Below are 20,523 nucleotides of genomic sequence, written 5' to 3'. Positions count from 1 at the left end.
GGCTCCGGCTCAGTCCAGCACGCGCGCGAGGTAGGCCTGGAGCAGTACGCGGGTCTCGGCGACGATGGCCCGGTCGCCGGACGGGTCGGTGCGGAAGGCGAGTTGGAGCAGGGCGTCGGCGGCCTCCACACAGACCAGGATGGAGCGCAGGAGGTCCTCGTCGGCGTCGCGGTCCAGATGACCGGCGAGCAGTTCCGTGAGCCGGCCCGCCACCCGCTGATTGGCGTCGTCTGCCGGATCGTCGTCGGGGGCGGGGGCTCCGAAGTCGATGAGGGAGAAGCCGGGGACGGAGCTCTTCATCGCCAGGTACTCGTCGAGCACGGCGTCGATGGCGCTGCGCCAGTCGCCGGCCGGGATGGCGACCAGCCGGGCGGTGATCCGCTCGGCGTAGCTGTCCAGGTTGCGACGGGCGAGGGCGTCGGCGAGGGCCCTCTTGTTGGAGAAGAACCGGTAGACGGAGCCGATGGGAACACCGGCGCGCACGGCCACCGCCCGGGTGGAGAGCTGCTCGTAGCCGGTCTCGTCGAGGAGTTCGGCGCAGGCGTCGAGTATCCGGGCGAGGCGCTCGGCGCTGCGCTGTTGCACGGGGGCGCGGCGGAGGTTCGTGTTCGCATGGTTCGCATGGGGCACGGGTTCCATGATGCCGTGGACCTCCTCTGCCGGGGGCGGGGGCCCGCACCCCCGGGGACGGGGCTCCGGTCCCCTCCGGGACCTCGAACTCAGGCGATGAGCAGCGCCAGCCCGCCGATCGTGTACGCGACCATCAGGACCAGGAGCGGCAGCTGGCCGGCGACGGCGCGTCCGGGCGGGAAGAGCCGGACCGAGCGGTCGTGTGCGGCGACGACGCCGAGGACATGGCCGAGGACGATCGCGACGACCTGGAGCGTGGCGATGCCGCCCGGGCCCAGGGGCGGTTCGGGTGGCGCCGGATTGTCGGTGCCGAGTGCCACCATGACGGTACGTGGGCCTTCGGTGACGAAGAGTGTGAAGTAGTGGGCGACGAGGTAGCCGAGGGCGATCGGGACGAGGGAGTGCGCGAAGGCGGTGAGGGGGTGCGGCAGTTGGCCGGAGAGGAGCCTGGTGGCGCCGGCGCAGAGGGCGTAGAGGGTGGCGACGAGGGCGACGGTGCCGAGCAGTCCGAGGGTGGCGGTGGTGGTACGGCCCAGGGCCGAGGTCTGGACGGTGGTGATCCAGGAGGGCGCGTCGGAGAAGCCGTCGTAGGCCGTGGAGCCGAGCATCACGCAGACGGTGGCGACGAGCCCGGGGAGCTGGGGCGTGGCGTCGAGTCCGTTGAAGGGGGAGCGCAGGACGAGGCGGCGGTCGGCGGGGCGGCGGCCGAGCGGGGAGAGCCGGGCGAGGAGGCCCGAGTAGACCTCGAAGGCGTCGGCATGGTCGAACCAACGGGCCCCGTAGCGGGCGGCGCCCGTGAGCTGGGCGGCGGAGTGGAGGGCGAGGAAGACCAGCAGGGCGGTGGGTGAGGCGGGGTCGGGGGCGACGAGTTCGAGCCAGGTGAAGGCGAGGAGCCCGGCCGCGGCGGGCCACATGCCGAGACGCGGGGGCAGGGGGCGGCCGGCGGCGGCCGGGTCGCGTCCGAGCGCCCGGCAGCCGAGGAGATGGAGGGTCCGCAAGGGGTTGAGCAGCCGCCAGACGGGCCCGAACAGCAGCGAGGCCGGGACGAGCCCGACCCACAGGAGTACGTAGACGGCGCCGGGCGCCGGGTTGCGGGCCGGGTCGGCCGGGCCGAGGAGGAGGTGCAGCACGACCAGGAGCGCCGCGGCCAGGCCGAGCGCGCGGGCGGTGATGCGGGTGGGGCGTGCGTCGGCCGCGCGCCGGACGGCTGCCGGCAGCGGGCGGCCCGCCCGGTCGCCCCGGAACCGGGAGGACGACCAGAGCAGGCCCAGCGCGAGAAAGGAGACGAAGAGCGCGGCGAAGGCTCCCGCGAAGGCGTAGAAGGGCGAGAGCGGCAGATCGTGCTGGGCGCCGATGCCGTGGGCGAGGACGCTCACGGCACGGGAGTCGTCGAGGGCCGTCACCGTACGACGAGTTGGGTCAGCAGCAGGTCCGACTCGTGCGTCTCGACCTCGAAGAGCCCGGTGCGGTCTGCGGTGAAGGTGAGGGTGACGGTCCGGCCGGCGGGCAGCCGTGCCTCCTTGTCGTAGCCGTGGACGTGCAGGGTGTCGTCGCGGTCGCTGCGCACCTCCAGGCGCACGGTCCGGCCCTTCTTGACCTCGGTGCGCCCGGGTGCGGGACTGACCTTGCCCGCGTGGACGGAGATCTCCACGGTGGTCCCGGGGGTCGGGGTGGGGGCGGCCGAAGTGGCCCCGCCGAGCGTGGCGGTGGCCTGGACCGGGGCGGAATCGACCGCCCAGGCGGTGTGGTCGTCCGCGTAGAGGCGGGCGGTCAGCCGGGTCCCGCCCCCGGCGGCGCGCAGGAGCGACCGGGGGAGGTGGAACCAGGTGCCGTAGACACGGGCGAGGGGGTGGCCGTCGAGGAAGAGCCGGGCGTGGCCGCGTCCGAGGAGTGCGGCGCCGCCGACGCTGTCCGGGGTGAACCGGAAGTTGCGCACCGAGAGGTGAACGTTCCAGCCGTCCTCCGAATCGGGCCGCACGGCGACGGCGACCTCGGGCGCGCCCTGGGCGTCGACCTGGCGCAGCCGGTTGCCCGAGCCGTCGTCCGCGGTCAGGAGCCGGCCGTTGCTGCCGGTGGCCTGCTCATGGCTGGTGCCCGGCTTGTGGTGGGTGGTGGGCCGCCCCCCACAGGCGCCCGCGCCGAGCAGGAGGACGGCGGCGAGGAGGGCCGCGGCGGGCCTGCGTCCGCGGCACGGCGCCCACGCCGCGTGCCAGCGACGGTTCACCTGGCGCGGCGCCCACGCCCCGTTCAGGTGGCGGTTCACGAAGGTTCCCCGTTCGGGTCGGTGGCCGGCGGGGTGGTCGACGCGGGGCGGGCAGACCCCTTCGGCACCGATGCGCTGTCGGAGCCGGTGGCCGGTGAGGTGTGAGTGGCGGGGTGCGCGAACTCCTTCGCAGCCGATGCGCTGTCGGAGCCGGTGGCCGGTTCCGCGGCGGGCCCCTCACCGACTCCCGTGTCCGCCTCCGCGTCCGGTGCCCCCTTCGCGCGCTCGCCGTGACGGGCGGCGGCCACGACGGCCCACACCACCCAGACGAGGCCGAGGAGTCCCCGCACCCAGGCCGGGCTCAGCGGAATCCACGGAATCATGAACACGCCCTTGTCGAGTGCGTCGAGCAGCGTCAGCCCGCCCAGCACCACCGTCACCCAGCCGAACACCGGCCGCTCCCGTCGCAGCACCAGCCCGATGCCCGTCCACCAGAGCCCGGTCAGCAGCAGCGCGAGGGCGGGTACATAGGTGGAGGCGAGGCCCGTGGTCGACCCGGCGACGTCCAGTCCGAGGCCGATGAGTCCGAGGACCGTGGCGGCGGTGGCGAGCCGGCTGGAGCGCAGCCGGCGCCACCACAGCACCCCGCCGACCAGTACCAGCACCACCGCGATGCCCAGGGCCGCCTGCACCTCGACGCGTTCGATGCCGCGCGCCCCGTACCAGTCGCAGCCGGCCGGCAACCGGCGCGCCTGCACGTTGTAGTCGGCGCAGACCAGGAGTTGCGCGAGCTTGACGGGCTCGCCGACCAGCCGGTCGGTGCTGCCGGTGATGTCACCCCGCTCCGACCCGCACGCGGGCAGGGAGCGCGGCGTGGACGCCCCGCTGTCCGACTGCCAGCAGTTGCCGTCGCCCTGGCCGTCCCACCACACGTCGGTGCCGTTGGGGCGCGAGCGGCCCTGTCTGTCGGTGCCGAGGTGGTTGTTCGCGTAGCGGTTGTGGTGCGAGGTGTCGGTCTGCTTGCCGAGTGCGTCCTCGCCCCGGATGAAGGCGGGGACGGCGCTCAGGAAGAAGGCGGCGCGCTTTTGCCCGTAGACCCAGTTGTTCTCGTAGAGGTTCCAGTTGCCGCCGGCGGTGATGATGCCGGTGCCCGGCGGCATGGAGATCTGCGGACAGACCACCCCGTCCTCGTAGCCGCGCTCGACGGGTGGCTTGGCGCAGGTGCCGTCGGCGACGTACGGGTAGTAGTCGGCGTTGTTGTCGTGGATCAGGTTGCGCTCGAAGCGGGCGTGGTTCTGCGGCAGGCCGGGGTGGCCGGGGAAGGCGCTGTCCATCGAGGCGCCACCCATGTTGTGGTCGAACTCGTTGTCGTGGACGTAGACGGAGTCACCTGCCGTGCCGGAGTAGCCGACCATGTTGTGGTGGCTGCGGCAGCCGGTGATCTCGATCGAGTAGCGCGGCACCTCGTAGCCGTACGCGTCGTTGATGTCCGACGCGCTGCCCGGGTAGATGCCGGAGTCGCCGTTGCCGTAGGACTCGCAGTTCTTGTACAGGCCGTGGTCGCTGGCGAAGGTCAGGAAGCCGTACTCGTCGTTCCACCGGGTCAGGACGTCGTCGATGACGAAGCCGTCCTGGGCCAGGATGTACAGCGAGTTGAACGTGGTGCGCTGGGCGGTGAAGTTCTTGAAGTAGACGCCGTCCGAGCCGTCCGCGCGGACCGCGTTGAGCTTCTGGTACTTGGCGTCGATGACGACGTCCGTGCGCGCGGCGCCGGTGCCCTCGATCTGGAGGTCCTCCTTGCCGAGGATCGCCACCAGGTTCTGGTTGTGCGGGCACTTCGCCTGCTGCTCGTAGCTCAGGATCTGGTAACCGAGCTGGGAGTTGGGGGCCTTCAGCCGCTTGCACTCCCCCGTCGGCTCCGGCAGCGAGGGCTCCTCCTCGTAGAGGCCGGGCAGGATCGCGATGTTCTTCCCCGGGCCGGTGACGGCGTCGACGGCCTGCTGGAGGTGGCGGTAGCCGGACTTCCGGCACCGGTCGAAGAGCGCCAGGTTCCTGGTCCGCAGGGCATCCGGGAAGCCGGATATCCGGCGCTCGAAGTCGGCCCGGTCGTTCTTGCAGACCAGGAGATCGGGTTCGCCCGTGCGGTACACGGGGACGCTGCCGGTGCCATCGGGCAGGGTGACCGGCCGCTCCTCGTGCGCCTGGGCGGCCGGGGCCGCGAGCAGGGCGGCCGCGAGCGCCGCCAGAACCACCAGAAGTCTTCGTGTCCACGACATGAGCCGGAGAGTAGAGCATTGTTCACCTTTTGAAACCCCCCTGTGCCGCACCGAATGCCGTTGACTCCCGGCGCTTCGATTCCTACGGTTAACCATAGGATTCCAGGATTCCTCAGGCACCGGGAGCACATATGGGCGGCATCGAGCAGGCGCGGAAGACGGCGGAAGGGCTCGCGCACTCCGCCGGATTCGGCAATCAGCACAGCTCGGAAGCGGTGCCGGGGGCACTGCCGCACGGCCGCAACTCACCGCAGCGCGCGCCCCTGGGGCTCTACGCGGAGCAGCTGAGCGGTTCGGCCTTCACCGAGCCGCGCGTCCACAACCGCCGCTCCTGGCTCTACCGGATCCGCCCCTCGGCGGCCCACCCCCCGTTCACGCGGATCGACAACGGCGCCCTGCGCAGCGCCCCCTTCACCGAGACCGTCCCGGACCCCAACCGGCTGCGCTGGGACCCGCTCCCGGAGCCCGCGCCCGGCACGGACTTCCTGTCCGGCCTGTGGACGCTGGGCGGCAACGGCGACGCCGGCCGGCGCACCGGCATGGCCGTACACCTCTACGCCGCCGACACCGCCATGACCGACCGGGTCTTCAGCGACAGCGACGGCGAGCTCCTGATCGTCCCCGAGCAGGGCGGTCTGCTGCTGCGCACCGAACTGGGCCTGCTGCGCGTCGAACCGGGCCATGTCGCCCTGATCCCGCGGGGTGTCCGCTTCCGGGTCGAACTGCTCGACGCCACCGCCCGCGGCTACGTCTGCGAGAACTACGGCCAGCCGTTCGTCCTCCCGGAGCTCGGCCCGATCGGCGCCAACGGCCTCGCGAACGCCCGGGACTTCCTCGCGCCGGTCGCCGCGTACGAGGACGTGGAGCGCCCGGTCGAGGTGGTCAACAAGTACTGCGGCAACCTCTGGTCGGCGACGTACGACCACTCGCCGCTCGATGTGGTCGCCTGGCACGGCAACCACACCCCGTACGTCTACGACCTGCGCCGGTTCAACGTCATGGGCTCGATCAGCTACGACCACCCGGACCCGTCGATCTTCACGGTGCTGACCTCGCCCTCGGACACCCCCGGTCTCGCCGGGGTGGACTTCGTGGTGTTCGCACCGCGCTGGCTGGTGGGCGAGGACACCTTCCGGCCGCCGTACTTCCACCGCAACGTCATGAGCGAGTACATGGGCCTGATCGAGGGCGCGTACGACGCGAAGACCGCCGGCCGGGGGGGATTCGTGCCCGGTGGCGGCTCCCTGCACAACATGATGTCGGCGCACGGTCCGGACCGGGAGACCTTCGAGCGGGCGAGCGCGGCGGAGCTGAAGCCGCAGAAGATCGACGACGGTCTGGCCTTCATGTTCGAGACCCGCTGGCCCGTCACCGCGACCGGGCAGGCGGCGACGGCCGGACACCTCCAGCACGGCTACGACGACGTGTGGCAGGGTCTGAGCCGCAACTTCCGGCCGTAACGGCCCCGCGCCGCAGCGACGACGAAATGGCAGGTGACCCAGGTGCCGCAGCCCCCTCCGACACCCCCCGCGCCCCCGGGGGCCGCCTTCGCGCCCGACTCACTGGTCCTGAACCGCAAGCTCCCGCTGTGGTACCAGGTCTCGCAGTCGTTGCGGGCCTCGATACTCGGCCGCACCGCGGACGCCACCCTGCGGCTGCCGACCGAGGAGCAGCTCGCCGTGCACTACGGCGTCAGCGTCCTCACGATGCGCCAGGCGCTGAAGGAGCTGGAGACGGAGGGGCTGATCAGCCGTCACCGGCGGCGCGGCACCTTCATCGAACCGCGCGCCCGCCGGGTGTCGCCGGTGCGGCTGCTCGGTTCGATCGACGCGATCGTCGCCCAGCAGTCGGGTGAGCGGACCACGGTCCTCGACCACGGTCCGTCCCCGGTGCCGGGCGATGTCGCGGAGTACTTCCCCGGCTGCCCGGAGGTCATCGGCTACCGGCGTCTGCGGTGCGAGGAGGACACCGGCGAGCCGACCAACTGGGCCCGGAACTGGGTCCATCCGCAGGTCGCGGCCGGTCTCGACCCCGCCGATCTCGAACGCTGGCCGATGACCAAGGTGCTGCGCGACCGCGTCGGCGTCCCGATCGCCCGGATCACCGACACGGTCGAGGCCCGGCTCGCCGACCCGGCCACCGCCGAGCTGCTCCGGGTCCCGCTGCTCAGCCCGATCCTGTACTACACGGGCGTGACGTACGACGACAGCGGCCGGGTGGTCGATGTGGCGCAGATCCGCTACCGGGGCGACCGGTTCTCCTTCTCGGTCACGGTGGAGGCGCACTGACGGCAGCCGCCCCACGTCCCGGCAGGCGCCCTGCCGGGGTGTGGGGCTCCGCCGTTACGATGCCGGGGAAGGCGGCAGACGTGGCGACGGGGAGGACGACACGGTGGCAGCTCCGGCAGCGGCCGGCCCCGGCGAGGGCCCGCGCAGCCCGCTCCTCGACGACCTCATGCCCTGGTCGGTGCGGCCGCTCAGGACCGGCCGCCCCTGGGTGACCGCACCCGACGCCGCGTCCCTCAGGGCCCGCTGGGAACGCCTCGTCCGGGCAGGGGACACCGAAGGCGAACGGCTTTTCGGCCCCACCCGGGCGCGCACCCCGCAGACCCCGGTGGCGGCCCTGCCCGGCCAGTCCACCGGCACCGGCCGGTTCGCGCGCGATCCGGGGCCGTGCCCGGAGCCGGTACGCATCCTGCACGGGCCGTTCGACGAGCAGTGGCTGCTCCCCGACCACCGCCTGATCGACGTCGCCCGGCCCGAGCTGTGGCGGGTCGCCGACGTCCACCAGCTCTTCCTCGTCGAGCACGGACGGGTCCCCCAGGACACCGGCCCCGCCCTCTCCGTGACCGCGCTGCTCCCCGACGGCCACTCCCCGGCGGGGCGGCCCGGCCGGATCCGCCCGCTGTACCGGCGCCCCGGCGGCGCCGAACCCAATCTCGCCCCCGGGCTGCTCGCCCTGCTCCGCGCCCGCCACGGGAACGCGGTCACCGCCGAGTCGGTGCTGGCCTGGATCCTGGCGGCGGCCCGCCGCACCCCGGACGGCTGCGCGGTGCCGCTGCCCGCGGACACCGCGCGCTGGGCGGCGGGGGTGGAGCTGGGGCACGAACTGCTGCGGCTCCAGCTGCGCGGGGCCCGGGGCGGGGAGCGCCCCCGGCTGCCGGGCGGGCGGCGCCCCTATGTGCGGGCCGCCGTGCCGTCCGCCCCGGCGGAGCTGTCGTACGACGCCGGGGAAGAGGTGCTGTGCCTCGGTACGGGCCGCATCTCGCCGGTGCCGGCCGGTGCGTGGGAGTTCCGGGTGGGCGGCGTACGGATGCTGGAGCTGTGGTTCGGGCGCCGGAGCGCGGCGCCCGGAGCGGAAGGTCTGGGGGCCGTACTCCCCCGCGTCTGGCCGCAGGAGTGGACATCGGAGTTGCTGGAACTGATCACACTGCTCGCCCTGCTCGCCGAACTGCGCCCCCGCCAGGAGGGACTGGCGGAAGGTCCGGAGATCGACGTGCACGAACTGCGGGCGGCGGGCGTGGTGCCGGTGGCCGCAGCGGCCCGGCGGCCCGCGTCCGTGCTCGATCACCAGGAGGAGGGCCCGGACGGCCAGTTCGCCCTGCTGTGACCCGGGCCGGCCCTACGCGCGGCCGAACGAGTCCAGTACGCGGGCGAGCGCCCGGTCGAACACGGCGTCCAGATCGATCGGCCCGGGGTCCTCGGCGAATCCGGCCGCCATCCGCGGGTACTTCCCGGTCATGATCTGACTGATCAGGTACCCGGTGCGGGCGGCCTGCTCCTGCTCCTCGGACCAGGGCAGCGACCGGCTGCGTTCCGCCGTGGCGATCTCGTTTGCGGTGTAGGTGGTGACCACACCGTTGACCATGGCGATGAGTTCCATCTTCTCGCCGAACCGCGCGTCGACCCCGTCCAGGCAGCTCAGCGCGTACTCCAGGTAGCGCAGGGCGTTCGGGCTGAATCCGTACACGGGTGACATCAGTCGGGGCACCCAGGTGTGGCGGCGCATCATGCCCCGAGCCTGGTGGGCGAGGGCGAGCAGGTCGGCGCGCCAGTCACCGGAGGGCTCGGGATACTCGTACCCGGCGCTGACCGCGTCGAGCATCAGCTCGTGCAGGTCCTCCTTGCGGGGCACGTAGTTGTAGAGCGACATGGTGCCGCAGCCGAGTTCGGCCGCCACCTTGCGCATCGACACCGCGTCGAACCCCTCCGCGTCCGCGATGCGCACGGCCGCCGCCGCGATGTCCCCACGGCTGAACGCGGGTTTGGGGCCGCGGCCCGCACGCTCGGGGCGCGCCCAGATCACTTCCGGTACAGCGGGTCGCCCCACCATTGATCATCACCTCGGTCCCCATAGTAGTTACGTACACCGTACGTAGTGCGGTACCGTTGCGGCATGACAACTACGTACGCTGTACTTAGTGAAGGTCTGGAGAAGCGCTATGGCGACGTCCACGCGCTGCGCGGCCTCGATCTGGCCGTCGCCGAAGGCACCGTCTGCGGAGTACTGGGGCCCAACGGCGCCGGCAAGACCACCGCCGTCCGCGTCCTCACCACGCTGACCGCCCCCGACGCCGGCAGCGCCCGGATCGCGGGTCACGACGTGGTGCGGGAGGCCCGGGCCGTACGGGCGGCGATCGGCGTCACGGGGCAGAGCGCCTCCGTCGACGGCGAGCTGTCCGGCCGGCAGAACCTGCGGCTCTTCGCCAAGCTGCTGGGGTACCGCAGCGGCGCGGCCCGCGCCCGGGCCGACGAGCTCCTCGAACGCTTCGAGCTGACCGACGCCGCCGACCGCCCGGCCCGCACCTACTCCGGCGGGATGCGCCGCCGCCTGGATCTCGCCGCCAGCCTCCTGGCCCGCCCGCAGGTGCTGTTCCTGGACGAGCCGACCACCGGACTCGACCCGCACAGCCGCAACCAGATCTGGGCGGCGGTGCGGGAGCTGGCGGACCGCGGCACCACCGTCCTGCTCACCACGCAGTACCTCGAGGAGGCGGATCAGCTGGCCGACGACATCGTGCTCGTCGACAGCGGACGGGCCGCCCACAGCGGCAGCCCCGCCGAGCTGAAGGCCAGGATCGGCAGCTACGCCGAAGTCGTCGTCGCCCACGTCTCGGCGCTCGGGCCGGCCGCCGCGGTCCTTGACCAGCTGACGGGCGCCGCGCCGGTGCTCGACCACGAGCGCCGCACGGTGGGCGCGGTCGCCACGGACCCCTCGCTCACCCTGCCCCGGATCGTCCGCGAGCTCGACGCGGCGGGCGCGGCGGTGATCGACGCCAGTCTGCGCCCGCCCACACTCGACGAGGTCTTCCTGCGCCTGACCGGCCGCAGCGCCCCCATCAAGGAGACGGCAGCATGAGCACCGACACACTCGCGACCGACCGGTGGACGACGGACGCCACCAGGTCCGCGCACACACCGGTCGCGGACGGTCTGGCCGTCCTCGGCCGCCATCTGCAGCGGATCAAGGCGGCTCCGGGCGTACTGATCCTCACCCAGACCATGCCGATCACGATGCTGCTGTTCTTCGGGTACGTCTTCGGCAGCGCCCTGGCCGTCCCCGGCCAGGAGTACCGCGCCTTCCTGGTGCCGGGGCTGCTGGCGGCGACCGCGGCGAACGGCGTCATGACGGGCATGTTCCAGTCCGCGCAGGACTGTCACCGGGGCGTGATGGACCGGCTGCGCACCCTGCCGATGAGCCGGTCCGCCGTGCCGTTCGGGCAGACCGCGGCCGATGCGCTGACCACGGCGGTGGGCCTGGTCCCGCTGATGCTGGTGGGGCTCGCCGTGGGCTGGCGGATCGAGGGCGGCCCGGCTGCCGCACTGGGGGCGTTCGGACTGCTGCTGCTGTTCCGGTTCGCCACGTCGTGGGTGGGCTGCTGGCTGGGGCTGCTGATCCGGAACGAGGAGGCCGCGGGGCAACTGGGCGCGTCCACGTTCGTCCTGCCGCTGCTCTCCAGCGCGTACATCCCGACCGGCAACCTGCCGGGATGGCTGCGCACGCTCGCGGAGTGGAACCCGATCAGCGCCGTCGCCGCGGCCGCCCGCGACCTCTTCGGCAACGCGGCCCCGGCCGCCGACGCCGCCTGGCCGGTCGCCCATCCGGTGGCCGGAACGCTGCTCTGGTCGGCGGTCCTGCTCGCGGTCGCCGTGCCGCTGACCGTACGCAGTTACTCCCGCGGCGGCGAATGAGGGCACGGGCGGCGCGGCCCGCTCAGCCGGGCAGCGCGACCGGCCGGTCCAGGGCGCCGAGCAGCGAGACGAAGCTCGACTCCAGGAAGGCGCCGAGTTCGCCGAGGGCGTCCGGCTCGTCGAGCGGCCAGCTGGTGGCGGCTTCCTCGGCGAAGGCCATCCAGGCCCGCGCGGCGACGAGCAGCCGCGGCGAGTCCGGCATGCCGAGCCGTCGCTGCCCCTCCCCCACCCGCCGGGCCAGGGTGTCGCGGGTGGACTCGACGATGTCCTCCACGGCGGGATGACTGCCGGCGGCGCCGCGGACCAGGGCGAGATAGACCCTGCGGTGCTCCGTGACGTACGCCGCGAACCCGGCGATGAACGACCGCAGCCAGGGGACGGGCTCCAGCGAGGGGTCCGGCTCCATGGCCGCGGCGAAGTCGTCGCACTCCCGCTGCACCATGGAGCGGTAGAAGTCGCGCTTGGAGTCGAAGTAGTGGAAGAGCAGCCCCCGGGAGATCCCGGCACGGCGCGCCACATCGTCGGTGGAGAGCTCGTCCAGCGAGCGATCGGAGAGCATGTCCACGCCAATCGCGACCAATTGCGCCCTTCGTTCGTCGGGACTCAGGCGCGCGGCTCGCTTCTCGGGCATGCGGACAGTGTAGAAGTACTTCGGCACCGAATTACCTCGGCACCCACCCCACCGGCGACTGACAGGCGCTGGCGGACATGGCGACGCGCCACTACCGGCTCCGGGGATGACGGAAGAGCGGACAGCGGCGCGAAGCCTGGACCGGGCGTCCGATCAGCGGCGGCTGCCGAAGAGCGAGCGCCGCAGTCGCCGCAGCGGGGCGAAGAGCGAAACCCTCGCACTCTTGCTCCGGCGGGTGTGCGCGACGTCGCGCGAGGTCAGCTCGAGCATCAGCAGCGTCGCCTCCGCGGACTCACGCTGCGGAACGGCGGGGCCGCCCAGCACTGCGAGATGGCGGTCGAGGCGCGAACTCGTCGCACCGCTCCCGCATGTAATGGCAGGCACGCGAGGCCTGCTGCGCACTGATATCTGTTCCATGTCACTCCCCACCCGTACGAGGGCACCCGGCCCGGGCAGGTTAACCCTATCGCCCCTCGGCGACACGCGTGTATCCCGGGCACAGGATTGAGCACACACATACGGAGGTTGACGACCTGTCGGCGAATCTGCCCGATTCCAGGGTGAGTTGGACAGATCATCACCGCCCGCACGGAGCGCGGCAATCGGGAGCACGCCGCCGTAAGGGCCCTGACCTGCAGGACTCCCACCGACGGGGCGCCACCCGAAGCCGCGGACCGATTGACGCGCCGGTCAGTCGAGCGAGTTGAGAACGGGCAGATATCCACCGGACTGCCCGGCGGCGAAGGGGTGGTACGACTCGCCGATGTTGAGCCAGTTGAGACTGTGCAGCCAGGCGCTTCCCGAGCAGATCTCGTGCCCCGTGAACTGCCCGGCCACGTCACCGAAGGTGAAGCCGTGGTCGGCGGCGCGCTTGGCGGTCGCCGCGTTGAGGTAGTCGGCGGCGCCGTTTATGGCGGTGCGCACCTTGTCACTCAGACCGACGACGCAGCTGCCGCCGATCTTGTAGAAGCGCGGGTAGCCGAGCACCACGACGTGGGCGGACGGAGCCTTGGCACTGATCGCGGAGTACACCGAGTCGAGCCGGCCGGGCAGCGTGGAGTCCACATAGCCGCGGGCGGTGGCGATCCGGTTGAGGCAGGTGGCCTCGGACTGGAGGACACAGGTCGTCATGACATCGGCGAATCCGGCGTCGTTGCCGCCGATGGAGATCGATACGAGGTCGGTCGAGGAGGTGAGCGGACCGAGCTGACTCGCGGTCACGTCGTTGGTACGGGCGCCCGAGCAGGCGGTGAAGGCGAAGGAGGCGGGCGAGTGCGCGGCCGCCCAGAGCGAGGGGTAGGCGAGGGTGCTGCGCTTGCAGTCACCGCTGGAGCCGATGTAGCTGCCCGAGCCGACCCCCGAGGAGTAGGAGTCCCCCAGGGCGACATAGTCGACGGCTTGGACGGAGGGTGCGGCGTTCGCGGTGGCTGCCCCGGTCAGGGCGATGACGGCGCCGAGCAGGAGCGAGGACGAGAACGCCACGAGTCTGGACATTTTCATGGGACCTCCCTTGGACCGACCAGCAGGATCTCTGCCTACTCAGTGGTAGCAGCAGCGGAGCCCATTCCGGAAGTGTCCATGCCAAGTTCCATCGAACGAGGTTTGCCGACAGCGCTTCTGAGCGCGTGTCACATCGGCGCGCGGCAGAACGGGCCCTGACCACGCGCATGCGGAGCAGGTGCCGAAACCTGGGTGCGCCGGGTGCCCACGTGCCGGATCATGGGCGCCATGTCCGCCAACCCCGAGTCCGCTCTGCCGATCCGGCTCAACGTCGACGACAGCGACTCCCCGTCCGATGTCGTCGACGCGCTGCTCCTCGGCCGCTTCACGACGGGCGAGCAGCCTTACTCGCACAGCTCCTCGCTCGACCGGGTCAGGAAGAGCGCCACGTTGCTGCCCGAGGGGGCGAAGGTGCTGCGCGCCGCCCGCGACGACGACCGCAGCGCCACGCTGGCCGAGGGCGAGGGCTGGACGCTGCTCATCTCGCGGTGGAACCGGGGCGCCGACGTCACGGTCACCGCGACCAGCGCCGAACTGGCCCACAAGGTGCTCGACGAGGCCACGGAAGGCGCCCAGGACGAACCGGAACCCCAGCCCGAGAACGTGACGATGGGCTTCTGGTACGTCTCGCCGCGCCGCGGTCCGTACCGTACGACCCGCCAGATCGCGGCCGGTACGTGGGACGAGGTCAGGCCCAACTACACCGCGCCCGTGGCCGAGGCCATGGACCGGCTGATGAAGGTCACCCCGGACGACATCGCGGGCCGGCTGCTCCTGCTCCACGGCCCTCCCGGGACCGGCAAGACGTCCGCCCTGCGCACACTGGCCCGGTCCTGGCGGGACTGGTGCCAGGTCGACTGCGTCCTCGACCCCGAGCGGCTCTTCAACGACGTCGGCTATCTGATGGACATCGCGATCGGCGAGGACGAGGGCAGCGCGAAGGGCCGCTGGCGCCTGCTGCTCCTGGAGGACTGCGACGAGCTGATCCGCGGCGAGGCCAAGCACACGGCCGGCCAGGCACTGTCGCGGCTGCTCAACCTCACGGACGGGCTGCTGGGCCAGGGCCGCAACGTACTGGTCGGAGTGACGACCAACGAGGACCTGGAACGGCTGCACCCGGCGGTCGTCAGGCCCGGCCGCTGCCTGGCCCGGATCGAGGTGGGCCCGCTGACCCGCGCCGAGTCGGTGGCCTGGCTCGGCACGGACGAGGGTCTGGGCCGGGACGCGGCCCGCGAGGGAACGACTCTGGCGGAGCTGTACGCGCTACGCCGCGGCACGGGGCCCGCCTCGGTCCCCAAGCAGGACTCGGGGGCGGACGCGGGGCTGTACCTCTGAGGGCACCCGGCGTCCCGGGCCGCCCCGCCTCACCCCGCGTACACCGCCCGCACCGCGTCCTCGGCCAGTTCCCGTGCCCGTGCCCGGGACATCCCCAGCCGCCGGGCCTGCTCCGCGTACTCGCGCGCGGCGGACGCCGCGTTGCGTTCGGCCGCGTCGCCCGCGGCCGCGACGAACGTGCCGTTGCGCCCCCGCGTCTCGATCACCCCGTCCGCCTCCAGTGCGCGGTACGCCTTGGCCACGGTGTTGGCGGCGAGGCCCAGCTCCTCGGCGAAGCCGCGTACGGTGGGGAGCTTGTAGCCGACCGGCAGCGCCCCCGAACGGGCCAGTTCGGAGATCTGCGTGCGCAGCTGCTCGTACGGGGCGGTGCCGGCATCCGGGTCAACGGCGATCTTCAGAGTCACGAACCGATTCTGCCCCACCGCCGGAAAATCGGGGGCGCCCGGGCCGGACCTGCGGGTACGGTCCGGCGCATGACTGTCATCGTGCGCGATTTCCGGCCCGCCGACGCCGGGGACTGGGTGCGGGTGAGGCGCGCGGCCCTCCCGTACATGGTCACCACGCCGGAGCAGGTCGTCTTCGACCTGGCCACCGCCCATCCGGACAAGCGGTACCGGCTGCTGGTCGCGGAGGAGGACGGCGAGGTCATCGGGACGGCCCAGGTGGGACTGGCCTACGAGAGCCCGGAGCCGGGGCAGGCGTTCTGCAATCCGTACACCCACCCGGAGCGGACCGGCCGGGGCGCGGGCACGCTGCTGCTGCGCACGGCCGAGGAGTACTTGGCCCTGGCCGGCGCGACCTCGGTCTACACCTGGGTGCTGGACACCCCCGGCGACCGGGCGTTCGCCGGGAAGCACGGCTATGCGCCGAGCAGGCCGGCGCACTTCCTCCACCTCGATCTGGCGGGCGGAACGCTGCCGCCCCGTCAGGAGCTCCCGGCCGGAGTCGAGCTGCGTACGGGTGCCGACTTCGACGACGATCCGCGCCCGCTCTTCGAGGCCGATGCCGAGACCACCGCGGACGAGCCCAGCGACACACCGGTCCAGCTGTCGGACTACGAGGAGTGGCTCGGCGAGACCTGGGGCAATCCCGGCCTCGACCACCGCCTCACCTCGGTCGTCGTGGCCGACGGTGAGGTGGCGGCGTTCAGCGCGGCGGAGACCGACGGCGCGAACCGCTACTGGTCGGGAATGACCGGCACCCGGCGGGCCCACCGCAACCGCGGGCTGGCGAAGCTCGCCAAGAACGACTCGCTGCACCGGGCGCGCGATGCCGGGTACACCGATGCCTACACCGGCAACGACGCCGACAACGGTCCGATGCTGGCGATCAACCGCTGGTTCGGCTACGAGATCTGCGCGACGGAGGTGCGCCATGTCCGCAAGCTCGGCTGACGCCGGACTGACGGTCGTCCTGGTCAAGGCGGGCAGGACCAAGATCCGCTACCCCGCCGCCCTGCTCGCCGACGACGGCACGCGGGTGACGGTGCGGGCGCCCTGGGCCGCGCCGGGTGTACGCGACTTCGGCTTCGTCCGCTTCGAGCCGGGTGACGTCTTCACCGAGTACTACTGGCGCGATGCCTGGTTCGCCGTGAAGGAGGTCCGCACCGGCGCGGGTGAACTCAAGGGCTGGTACTGCGATGTGACCCGCCCGGCCGTGGTGCGGGGCGGTGAGTTGCTCGTCGAGGACCTCGATCTCGACCTGTGGGTCTCCGCTGACCGGTCCGCCGTCCTGCGGCTGGACGAGGACGAGTTCGAGGAGAGCGGTCTGACCGGTCGCGATCCGGAGGCGGCGAAGGCCGCCGTGGCGGCCCTGGACGAGCTGGAACGGCTCGCCCGCACGGAGGAGGGCTTCGCCGGGCTGCTGGGCTGAGGCACCTCCGGAGGCCGGTCCCCGCTGAGGCCCCTCCGGCCGGTCCCCGCTGAGGCCCCTCCGGAGGCCGGTCTCCGGGGCTCAGCCCACCACCAGTTCCACCTCGTACCCCGCCGCGTCCTCCAGGTACGCGGCCACGTGCCCGTCACCGCCCGCGTGCGGATGCCGGTCCGCGAAGAGCAGCCGCCACCCGTGCTCAGGGGCCCGGGCCACCAGCGCGTCGAGGGCGGCCCGGTCCTCGACGTGGAAGGCCAGGTGGTTGAGCCCGGGACGCCGTCGTTCGTGCGCTCCGGGGTCCAGGTCGGGCGACTGCTCGATCACCACATAGCTGTCACCCCGCCGCCAGCTGCGCCCGTGCGCCCATTGCTGGTACGGGACATGGCCCAGCTCGCCGAGGAGCCAGCCCCAGGCCGGAGCGGCGGCCACCAGGTCGGGCACCCACAGCTCGATGTGGTGGAGCCGCCCGGTGCGTGCCCCGCCGGCCGGCAGCGGGACGGCCCGTCGGGCGCCGCGTGGCTCGTACGCGACGGTGTCGCCGTCCTCGTGCCAGTGCATCAGGAAGTGCTCCCCCGCCCGGTAGCCGTCGAGGCCGGCGCGGCAGTACGCGACCATGTCGTCGGGCAGGGCGTCCAGCGGGAACCAGTCCAGCTCCGAGCACTTGTCCGGCTCCCGGTTGTACGGCGGCCGGTCCGGGTCGTACGCCGCCTCGAAGAACCAGCCCGTCCGGGGGTTGCCGCCCGGCCCCCGGTGCTGCATGACCAGGGCCGTGCGCAGTTCCTCCGGTGCGAGCGCCACCCCGATCTCCTCGGCCGTCTCCCGGATCACCGCCGCGCGGACGTCCTCGCCGTCCTCCACATGCCCGGACGGGGCGTGCAGCAGCCCGTCCGCGTATCCCGTGCCGGCCCGCCGGGCGAGCAGGACGTCGGAGCCGCGGCGGAGGATCAGGTGGACGTCGACGACCTCGGTGTGCCGGCGCGGAGGTTCGGCCCGCGCCACCAGGGCGTAGCGCTCGTCGTCGACCTCCTTGCCCCAGAGGTCGCGGTCGCCCGAGAGCCGCTCGTGGTGGATGCGTTCGGTGAAGGGGGCGATCAGCGCGGTGAGTTGCCCGGCGGACAGGCCGACCCCGTTCCACACGCCCTCGACCAGTACCAGTCTGCCGCCCGGCCGCAGCAGGCCGAACCAGTGGCGCAGGACCTGGTCCGGATCGGGGAGCAGCCACACCACGTGCCGGGCGAGGATGACGTCGAACCGCTGCCTGCCGACCGGTGGTGCGCCCGCGTCCCCGGTCAGCACCTCGGTCCCCGTACCGGCCAGCTTGGCGCGCGCCTGCTCGACCATGCGGGGCGAGCGGTCCACGGCGGTGACCCGGTGGCCCTGCCCCGCGACGAGCAGCGCCAGACTTCCGGTGCCGCACCCCAGGTCGAGCACCTCGGAACGCTCCCGGGGCAGCCAGTTCTCCAGGCGCTGCGCCCAGGCGTGCCGGACCACGGGGTCCAGCAGGCCGTGATCCGGCTCGTCGTCGAAAGAACCGGCGGCTGAATCCCAGTCGATCGTCGTCATGAACCGATCGTGCCAGTTGCCACTGACAACGGCGCCGGTCTCTCTCCTGACGACCGGTCTTAAGCGTTCTTGATCGGCCCCTTAAGGGCGTCATAACGATCGCCACCAGCCCCTTCGCACGGGCTTTCCGGAGCCGGCCGGAGGCTAGCTTGCTGTTTCCGGGGAGGCCCCGCACACCGCCCCCGGACCCCCCGCACACGGACCCGCACCGCTGAAGGAGTACCCCGCCATGGCCGCCATCACCCCCGCCCGCCGCAGGGCCGCCGCTGTAGCCGCGCTCGGTGCGACGCCGCTCGTCCTCACCGTTCTGACCGCGGCTCCGGCCGCGGCGCACGGCTCGCTGACGGATCCGGTCAGCCGGGTCTCGGCCTGCTTCGCCGAGGGCCCGGAACACCCGAAGTCGCCCGCCTGCGTGGCCGCGGTCGCCGCGGGCGGCACGCAGGCGCTGTACGACTGGAACGGCGTCAACATCGCCAACGCGGCCGGGAACCACCGTCAGTTGATCCCGGACGGCAAGCTGTGCAGCGCGGGCAACGACAAGTTCGGGGGACTCGACCTGCCGCGCGCCGACTGGCTGGCCACCGGTATGAAGGCGGGCTCGCATACGTTCCGCTTCCGGGCCACCGCCCCGCACAAGGGGTCCTTCGCGCTGTACCTCACCACCACCGGCTACGACCCGGCGAAGCCGCTGAAGTGGTCGGACCTGGAGGAGAAGCCGTTCGCCGAGGCCACCGACCCGAAGCTGGTGGACGGTTCGTACGTGTTCGACGGCACCGTCCCCGAGCGTTCGGGGCGTCAGCTGATCTACACCGTCTGGCAGCGGTCGGACTCCCCGGAGGCGTTCTACGCGTGCTCCGACGTGGTCTTCGCCGGTACGGGCGCGAGCGGTGCGGGCGGCAGCGGGACGGACGGCGACGGCACCACCGGCAGCGGTTCGGTCGCCGCGGTACCCGCGCCGTCCGCGTCCGCGCCCTCGGAGCAGGAGATCACCGAGGGCGAGGAGAAGTCGTCGGTCGAGCACGGCGGCCACGGGGACGACGACGCCGGTACGGGCGCGGCCGTCACCGAGGCGGCAGCCCCGGCGGATTCCGGTACGGCCGGTGCCAACGCCCCGGAGCCGGACAGCGCGTCCGGTGACGTCCCCGTCGCGGGAGTGGACAACCTCGCCGAGACGGGAGGCAGCGCCGCCACGCGTTACTGGGCCATGGGCGGTGCGGCCGCGATCGCCCTGGGCGCGGCCGCACTGCTGGCCTCGGTCCGCCGCCGGTCCGCCGCAGCGGCCCGGCGCGGACTCTGATCCGGCCTGCTCCGGACTACCCGATGACCGAGGCGCAGGTGGTCGGGGTGGCGTGCGCCGGGTCGAGGGCGTTCGCCACCTCGTGGTAGGCGATGCGGTCGATGGTCCCGATCGCCACGTGCTCGGACAGGTCGACCGGGCACAGGTCCTGGAGCAGGACGTTGTGTACGTCCGGCCCGTCGAGGAACTGTGTCCGGTACGGGGTCACGACCTCGTCGTACCTGGTCGCGATGACGGTGTAGTGCACGCCGGGCACGGTGTCGGGCACCGAGTTGAGCTTGGTGACGAAGGGCGATCCGGCCACCTGGTCGGCGAGGCCGGGGGTTCCGGCGTTGAGCAGGTCCTCGGCGCCGGGGAAGTACGGCAGCAGCTTCGTCAGGCCGAGGAGGGTGGTGCCGTGGTTGTCGGGCGCGAGCCCGACGAGCGCGTTCACCCTGGCCGCTCCGCCGAGGAACTTCAGGTAGTAGTTCGGCATCATGCCGCCCTGGGAGTGGCCGACCACGTCGGCCTTGGGTGCCCCGGTGGAGGCGAGCACCTTGTTGACGAAGGTGGCGAGCTGGCCGGCCGACTTGTCGATCGGGCCGAGGCCGTTGAAGAACGGCACACCGGGAAGCTGTCCGTAGTCGAGCGAGTAGACGCAGTAGCCCCGGTTGACGAGGTAGGGGGCGAGGACGAGCCAGTTGTCGACCGAGTTCCCGAAGGTGCCGTGGACCAGGACGACGGGCCGGGGGTGGGCTGCGGAGGGCTTGCAGGAGTAGTCGTTCCAGCCGCGGGAGGTGACCGTGGCGGTGGTGGGGGTGGCTGCGGCGGCAGTGGCCGTGGGGGTGACGACTGCGGCGACGGCGAGGAGCAGTGCGGCGAGGGTGGTCCGCGCACGTGGGGTACGCGGCGCACGGGTCCGGGGCAGCATCGAATGGTCTCCTTGCGGCTCAAGGGAGTTGCGATGTCTGTGCAGGAGTTGCGTTGTCGGTGCACCCTGCGGTCCGGACCGCGAGTTCTGGCGAAGTTCTACGTGCTCATGCCAACTT

20 protein-coding genes are annotated in these 20,523 nt (G+C 72.3%); 9 read left to right on the top strand and 11 right to left on the bottom strand.

Annotated elements, in window-relative coordinates; all coding sequences use genetic code 11:
- Nucleotides 1-9: 9 nt before the first annotated feature.
- From ACFYPA_RS32020 to ACFYPA_RS32005, 4 genes are all read right to left on the bottom strand, one after another.
- Nucleotides 10-639, bottom strand: coding sequence for a TetR/AcrR family transcriptional regulator (locus tag ACFYPA_RS32020; protein WP_359315885.1), 630 nt, complete (start codon nucleotides 637-639; stop codon nucleotides 10-12).
- An 80-nt stretch (nucleotides 640-719) separates the two neighbouring features.
- Complete coding sequence (locus ACFYPA_RS32015) at nucleotides 720-2,033, bottom strand: hypothetical protein (protein ID WP_359315882.1); 1,314 nt, start codon at nucleotides 2,031-2,033, stop codon at nucleotides 720-722.
- Complete coding sequence (locus ACFYPA_RS32010; RefSeq protein ID WP_359316116.1) at nucleotides 2,030-2,854, bottom strand: hypothetical protein; 825 nt, start codon at nucleotides 2,852-2,854, stop codon at nucleotides 2,030-2,032. The genes ACFYPA_RS32015 and ACFYPA_RS32010 overlap by 4 nt, the downstream gene beginning before the upstream one ends.
- A gap of 35 nt (nucleotides 2,855-2,889) precedes the next feature.
- The gene (locus ACFYPA_RS32005) at nucleotides 2,890-5,109 is read right to left on the bottom strand and encodes a right-handed parallel beta-helix repeat-containing protein (RefSeq protein WP_359315879.1); all 2,220 of its coding nucleotides are present in this window, start codon (nucleotides 5,107-5,109) and stop codon (nucleotides 2,890-2,892) included.
- A 131-nt stretch (nucleotides 5,110-5,240) separates the two neighbouring features.
- Between ACFYPA_RS32005 and hmgA the strand changes: the two genes are divergently transcribed.
- The 3 genes from hmgA (at nucleotide 5,241) to ACFYPA_RS31990 (ending at nucleotide 8,718) form a co-directional block, all read left to right on the top strand.
- The gene (hmgA, locus tag ACFYPA_RS32000) at nucleotides 5,241-6,569 is read left to right on the top strand and encodes a homogentisate 1,2-dioxygenase (protein WP_359085540.1); all 1,329 of its coding nucleotides are present in this window, start codon (nucleotides 5,241-5,243) and stop codon (nucleotides 6,567-6,569) included.
- A 42-nt stretch (nucleotides 6,570-6,611) separates the two neighbouring features.
- Nucleotides 6,612-7,397, top strand: a complete 786-nt coding sequence (locus tag ACFYPA_RS31995; protein ID WP_359085541.1) for a GntR family transcriptional regulator — start codon at nucleotides 6,612-6,614, stop codon at nucleotides 7,395-7,397.
- Nucleotides 7,398-7,500: 103 nt separating this feature from the next.
- Nucleotides 7,501-8,718, top strand: coding sequence for a type ISP restriction/modification enzyme (locus tag ACFYPA_RS31990; RefSeq protein WP_389135853.1), 1,218 nt, complete (start codon nucleotides 7,501-7,503; stop codon nucleotides 8,716-8,718).
- A 12-nt stretch (nucleotides 8,719-8,730) separates the two neighbouring features.
- Here the strand turns inward: ACFYPA_RS31990 and ACFYPA_RS31985 are convergent, their stop codons facing one another.
- Nucleotides 8,731-9,441, bottom strand: a complete 711-nt coding sequence (locus ACFYPA_RS31985; protein WP_359085543.1) for a TetR/AcrR family transcriptional regulator — start codon at nucleotides 9,439-9,441, stop codon at nucleotides 8,731-8,733.
- A gap of 63 nt (nucleotides 9,442-9,504) precedes the next feature.
- Here ACFYPA_RS31985 and ACFYPA_RS31980 point away from each other — a divergent pair, with 63 nt between their 5' ends.
- A complete protein-coding gene (locus tag ACFYPA_RS31980) occupies nucleotides 9,505-10,467 on the top strand; it encodes an ATP-binding cassette domain-containing protein (protein WP_359085544.1) in 963 nt (320 codons plus the stop codon).
- Nucleotides 10,464-11,300, top strand: a complete 837-nt coding sequence (locus tag ACFYPA_RS31975) for an ABC transporter permease (protein WP_359315874.1) — start codon at nucleotides 10,464-10,466, stop codon at nucleotides 11,298-11,300. Before ACFYPA_RS31980 ends, ACFYPA_RS31975 begins: the two co-directional genes overlap by 4 nt.
- A gap of 22 nt (nucleotides 11,301-11,322) precedes the next feature.
- Here ACFYPA_RS31975 and ACFYPA_RS31970 read toward each other — a convergent pair whose 3' ends face one another.
- From ACFYPA_RS31970 to ACFYPA_RS31960, 3 genes are all read right to left on the bottom strand, one after another.
- The gene (locus tag ACFYPA_RS31970; RefSeq protein WP_359353050.1) at nucleotides 11,323-11,931 is read right to left on the bottom strand and encodes a TetR/AcrR family transcriptional regulator; all 609 of its coding nucleotides are present in this window, start codon (nucleotides 11,929-11,931) and stop codon (nucleotides 11,323-11,325) included.
- A 153-nt stretch (nucleotides 11,932-12,084) separates the two neighbouring features.
- The gene (locus ACFYPA_RS31965) at nucleotides 12,085-12,348 is read right to left on the bottom strand and encodes a hypothetical protein (protein WP_359085547.1); all 264 of its coding nucleotides are present in this window, start codon (nucleotides 12,346-12,348) and stop codon (nucleotides 12,085-12,087) included.
- 273 nt (nucleotides 12,349-12,621) lie between these two features.
- Nucleotides 12,622-13,431, bottom strand: coding sequence for an SGNH/GDSL hydrolase family protein (locus tag ACFYPA_RS31960; RefSeq protein WP_359085548.1), 810 nt, complete (start codon nucleotides 13,429-13,431; stop codon nucleotides 12,622-12,624).
- A gap of 228 nt (nucleotides 13,432-13,659) precedes the next feature.
- Here ACFYPA_RS31960 and ACFYPA_RS31955 point away from each other — a divergent pair, with 228 nt between their 5' ends.
- Complete coding sequence (locus ACFYPA_RS31955) at nucleotides 13,660-14,766, top strand: DUF5925 domain-containing protein (protein WP_389135846.1); 1,107 nt, start codon at nucleotides 13,660-13,662, stop codon at nucleotides 14,764-14,766.
- Nucleotides 14,767-14,795: 29 nt separating this feature from the next.
- Here the strand turns inward: ACFYPA_RS31955 and ACFYPA_RS31950 are convergent, their stop codons facing one another.
- Entirely contained in the window at nucleotides 14,796-15,170 is a 375-nt protein-coding gene (locus ACFYPA_RS31950; protein WP_359085550.1) for a GntR family transcriptional regulator, read from the bottom strand.
- Between the two features lie 69 nt (nucleotides 15,171-15,239).
- On the opposite strand from ACFYPA_RS31950, the gene ACFYPA_RS31945 reads away from it, so the two are divergent.
- Together ACFYPA_RS31945 and ACFYPA_RS31940 are read left to right on the top strand one after the other, a co-directional pair.
- On the top strand, nucleotides 15,240-16,160 hold the full coding sequence (locus ACFYPA_RS31945) for a GNAT family N-acetyltransferase (RefSeq protein ID WP_359315867.1): 921 nt from the start codon (nucleotides 15,240-15,242) through the stop codon (nucleotides 16,158-16,160).
- Nucleotides 16,141-16,638: a DUF402 domain-containing protein gene (locus ACFYPA_RS31940; protein WP_389135842.1), complete on the top strand. Its 498-nt coding sequence runs from the start codon at nucleotides 16,141-16,143 to the stop codon at nucleotides 16,636-16,638. The genes ACFYPA_RS31945 and ACFYPA_RS31940 overlap by 20 nt, the downstream gene beginning before the upstream one ends.
- An 81-nt stretch (nucleotides 16,639-16,719) precedes the next feature.
- Here ACFYPA_RS31940 and ACFYPA_RS31935 read toward each other — a convergent pair whose 3' ends face one another.
- Nucleotides 16,720-18,198 (bottom strand): trifunctional class I SAM-dependent methyltransferase/NUDIX hydrolase/VOC family protein, encoded by a 1,479-nt coding sequence (locus ACFYPA_RS31935; RefSeq protein WP_389135839.1) that lies wholly within the window; start codon nucleotides 18,196-18,198, stop codon nucleotides 16,720-16,722.
- Between the two features lie 229 nt (nucleotides 18,199-18,427).
- On the opposite strand from ACFYPA_RS31935, the gene ACFYPA_RS31930 reads away from it, so the two are divergent.
- A complete protein-coding gene (locus ACFYPA_RS31930) occupies nucleotides 18,428-19,495 on the top strand; it encodes a lytic polysaccharide monooxygenase (protein ID WP_389135837.1) in 1,068 nt (355 codons plus the stop codon).
- A gap of 16 nt (nucleotides 19,496-19,511) precedes the next feature.
- On the opposite strand, the gene ACFYPA_RS31925 is transcribed toward ACFYPA_RS31930, so the two are convergent.
- On the bottom strand, nucleotides 19,512-20,405 hold the full coding sequence (locus ACFYPA_RS31925; protein ID WP_359085555.1) for an alpha/beta fold hydrolase: 894 nt from the start codon (nucleotides 20,403-20,405) through the stop codon (nucleotides 19,512-19,514).
- Nucleotides 20,406-20,523: the final 118 nt, after the last annotated feature.

It is taken from the genome of Streptomyces sp. NPDC005775, from assembly GCF_042871565.1.
Lineage (GTDB): Bacteria > Actinomycetota > Actinomycetes > Streptomycetales > Streptomycetaceae > Streptomyces.
Note: the sequence above shows the minus strand (reverse complement) of the source record. Positions and strands in the feature narration are given on the sequence as shown.

Coding starts and splice junctions, on each gene's coding strand:
- ACFYPA_RS32020 (WP_359315885.1), bottom strand. CDS start 639: ATGGAACCCGTGCCCCATGCGAACCATGCGAACACGAACCTCCGCCGC.
- hmgA (WP_359085540.1), top strand. CDS start 5,241: ATGGGCGGCATCGAGCAGGCGCGGAAGACGGCGGAAGGGCTCGCGCAC.
- ACFYPA_RS31975 (WP_359315874.1), top strand. CDS start 10,464: ATGAGCACCGACACACTCGCGACCGACCGGTGGACGACGGACGCCACC.
- ACFYPA_RS31925 (WP_359085555.1), bottom strand. CDS start 20,405: ATGCTGCCCCGGACCCGTGCGCCGCGTACCCCACGTGCGCGGACCACC.
- ACFYPA_RS31955 (WP_389135846.1), top strand. CDS start 13,660: ATGTCCGCCAACCCCGAGTCCGCTCTGCCGATCCGGCTCAACGTCGAC.
- ACFYPA_RS31940 (WP_389135842.1), top strand. CDS start 16,141: ATGTCCGCAAGCTCGGCTGACGCCGGACTGACGGTCGTCCTGGTCAAG.
- ACFYPA_RS31965 (WP_359085547.1), bottom strand. CDS start 12,348: ATGGAACAGATATCAGTGCGCAGCAGGCCTCGCGTGCCTGCCATTACA.
- ACFYPA_RS31970 (WP_359353050.1), bottom strand. CDS start 11,931: ATGCCCGAGAAGCGAGCCGCGCGCCTGAGTCCCGACGAACGAAGGGCG.
- ACFYPA_RS32005 (WP_359315879.1), bottom strand. CDS start 5,109: ATGTCGTGGACACGAAGACTTCTGGTGGTTCTGGCGGCGCTCGCGGCC.
- ACFYPA_RS31930 (WP_389135837.1), top strand. CDS start 18,428: ATGGCCGCCATCACCCCCGCCCGCCGCAGGGCCGCCGCTGTAGCCGCG.
- ACFYPA_RS31935 (WP_389135839.1), bottom strand. CDS start 18,198: ATGACGACGATCGACTGGGATTCAGCCGCCGGTTCTTTCGACGACGAG.
- ACFYPA_RS31980 (WP_359085544.1), top strand. CDS start 9,505: ATGACAACTACGTACGCTGTACTTAGTGAAGGTCTGGAGAAGCGCTAT.
- ACFYPA_RS31960 (WP_359085548.1), bottom strand. CDS start 13,431: ATGAAAATGTCCAGACTCGTGGCGTTCTCGTCCTCGCTCCTGCTCGGC.
- ACFYPA_RS31985 (WP_359085543.1), bottom strand. CDS start 9,441: ATGGTGGGGCGACCCGCTGTACCGGAAGTGATCTGGGCGCGCCCCGAG.
- ACFYPA_RS31945 (WP_359315867.1), top strand. CDS start 15,240: ATGACTGTCATCGTGCGCGATTTCCGGCCCGCCGACGCCGGGGACTGG.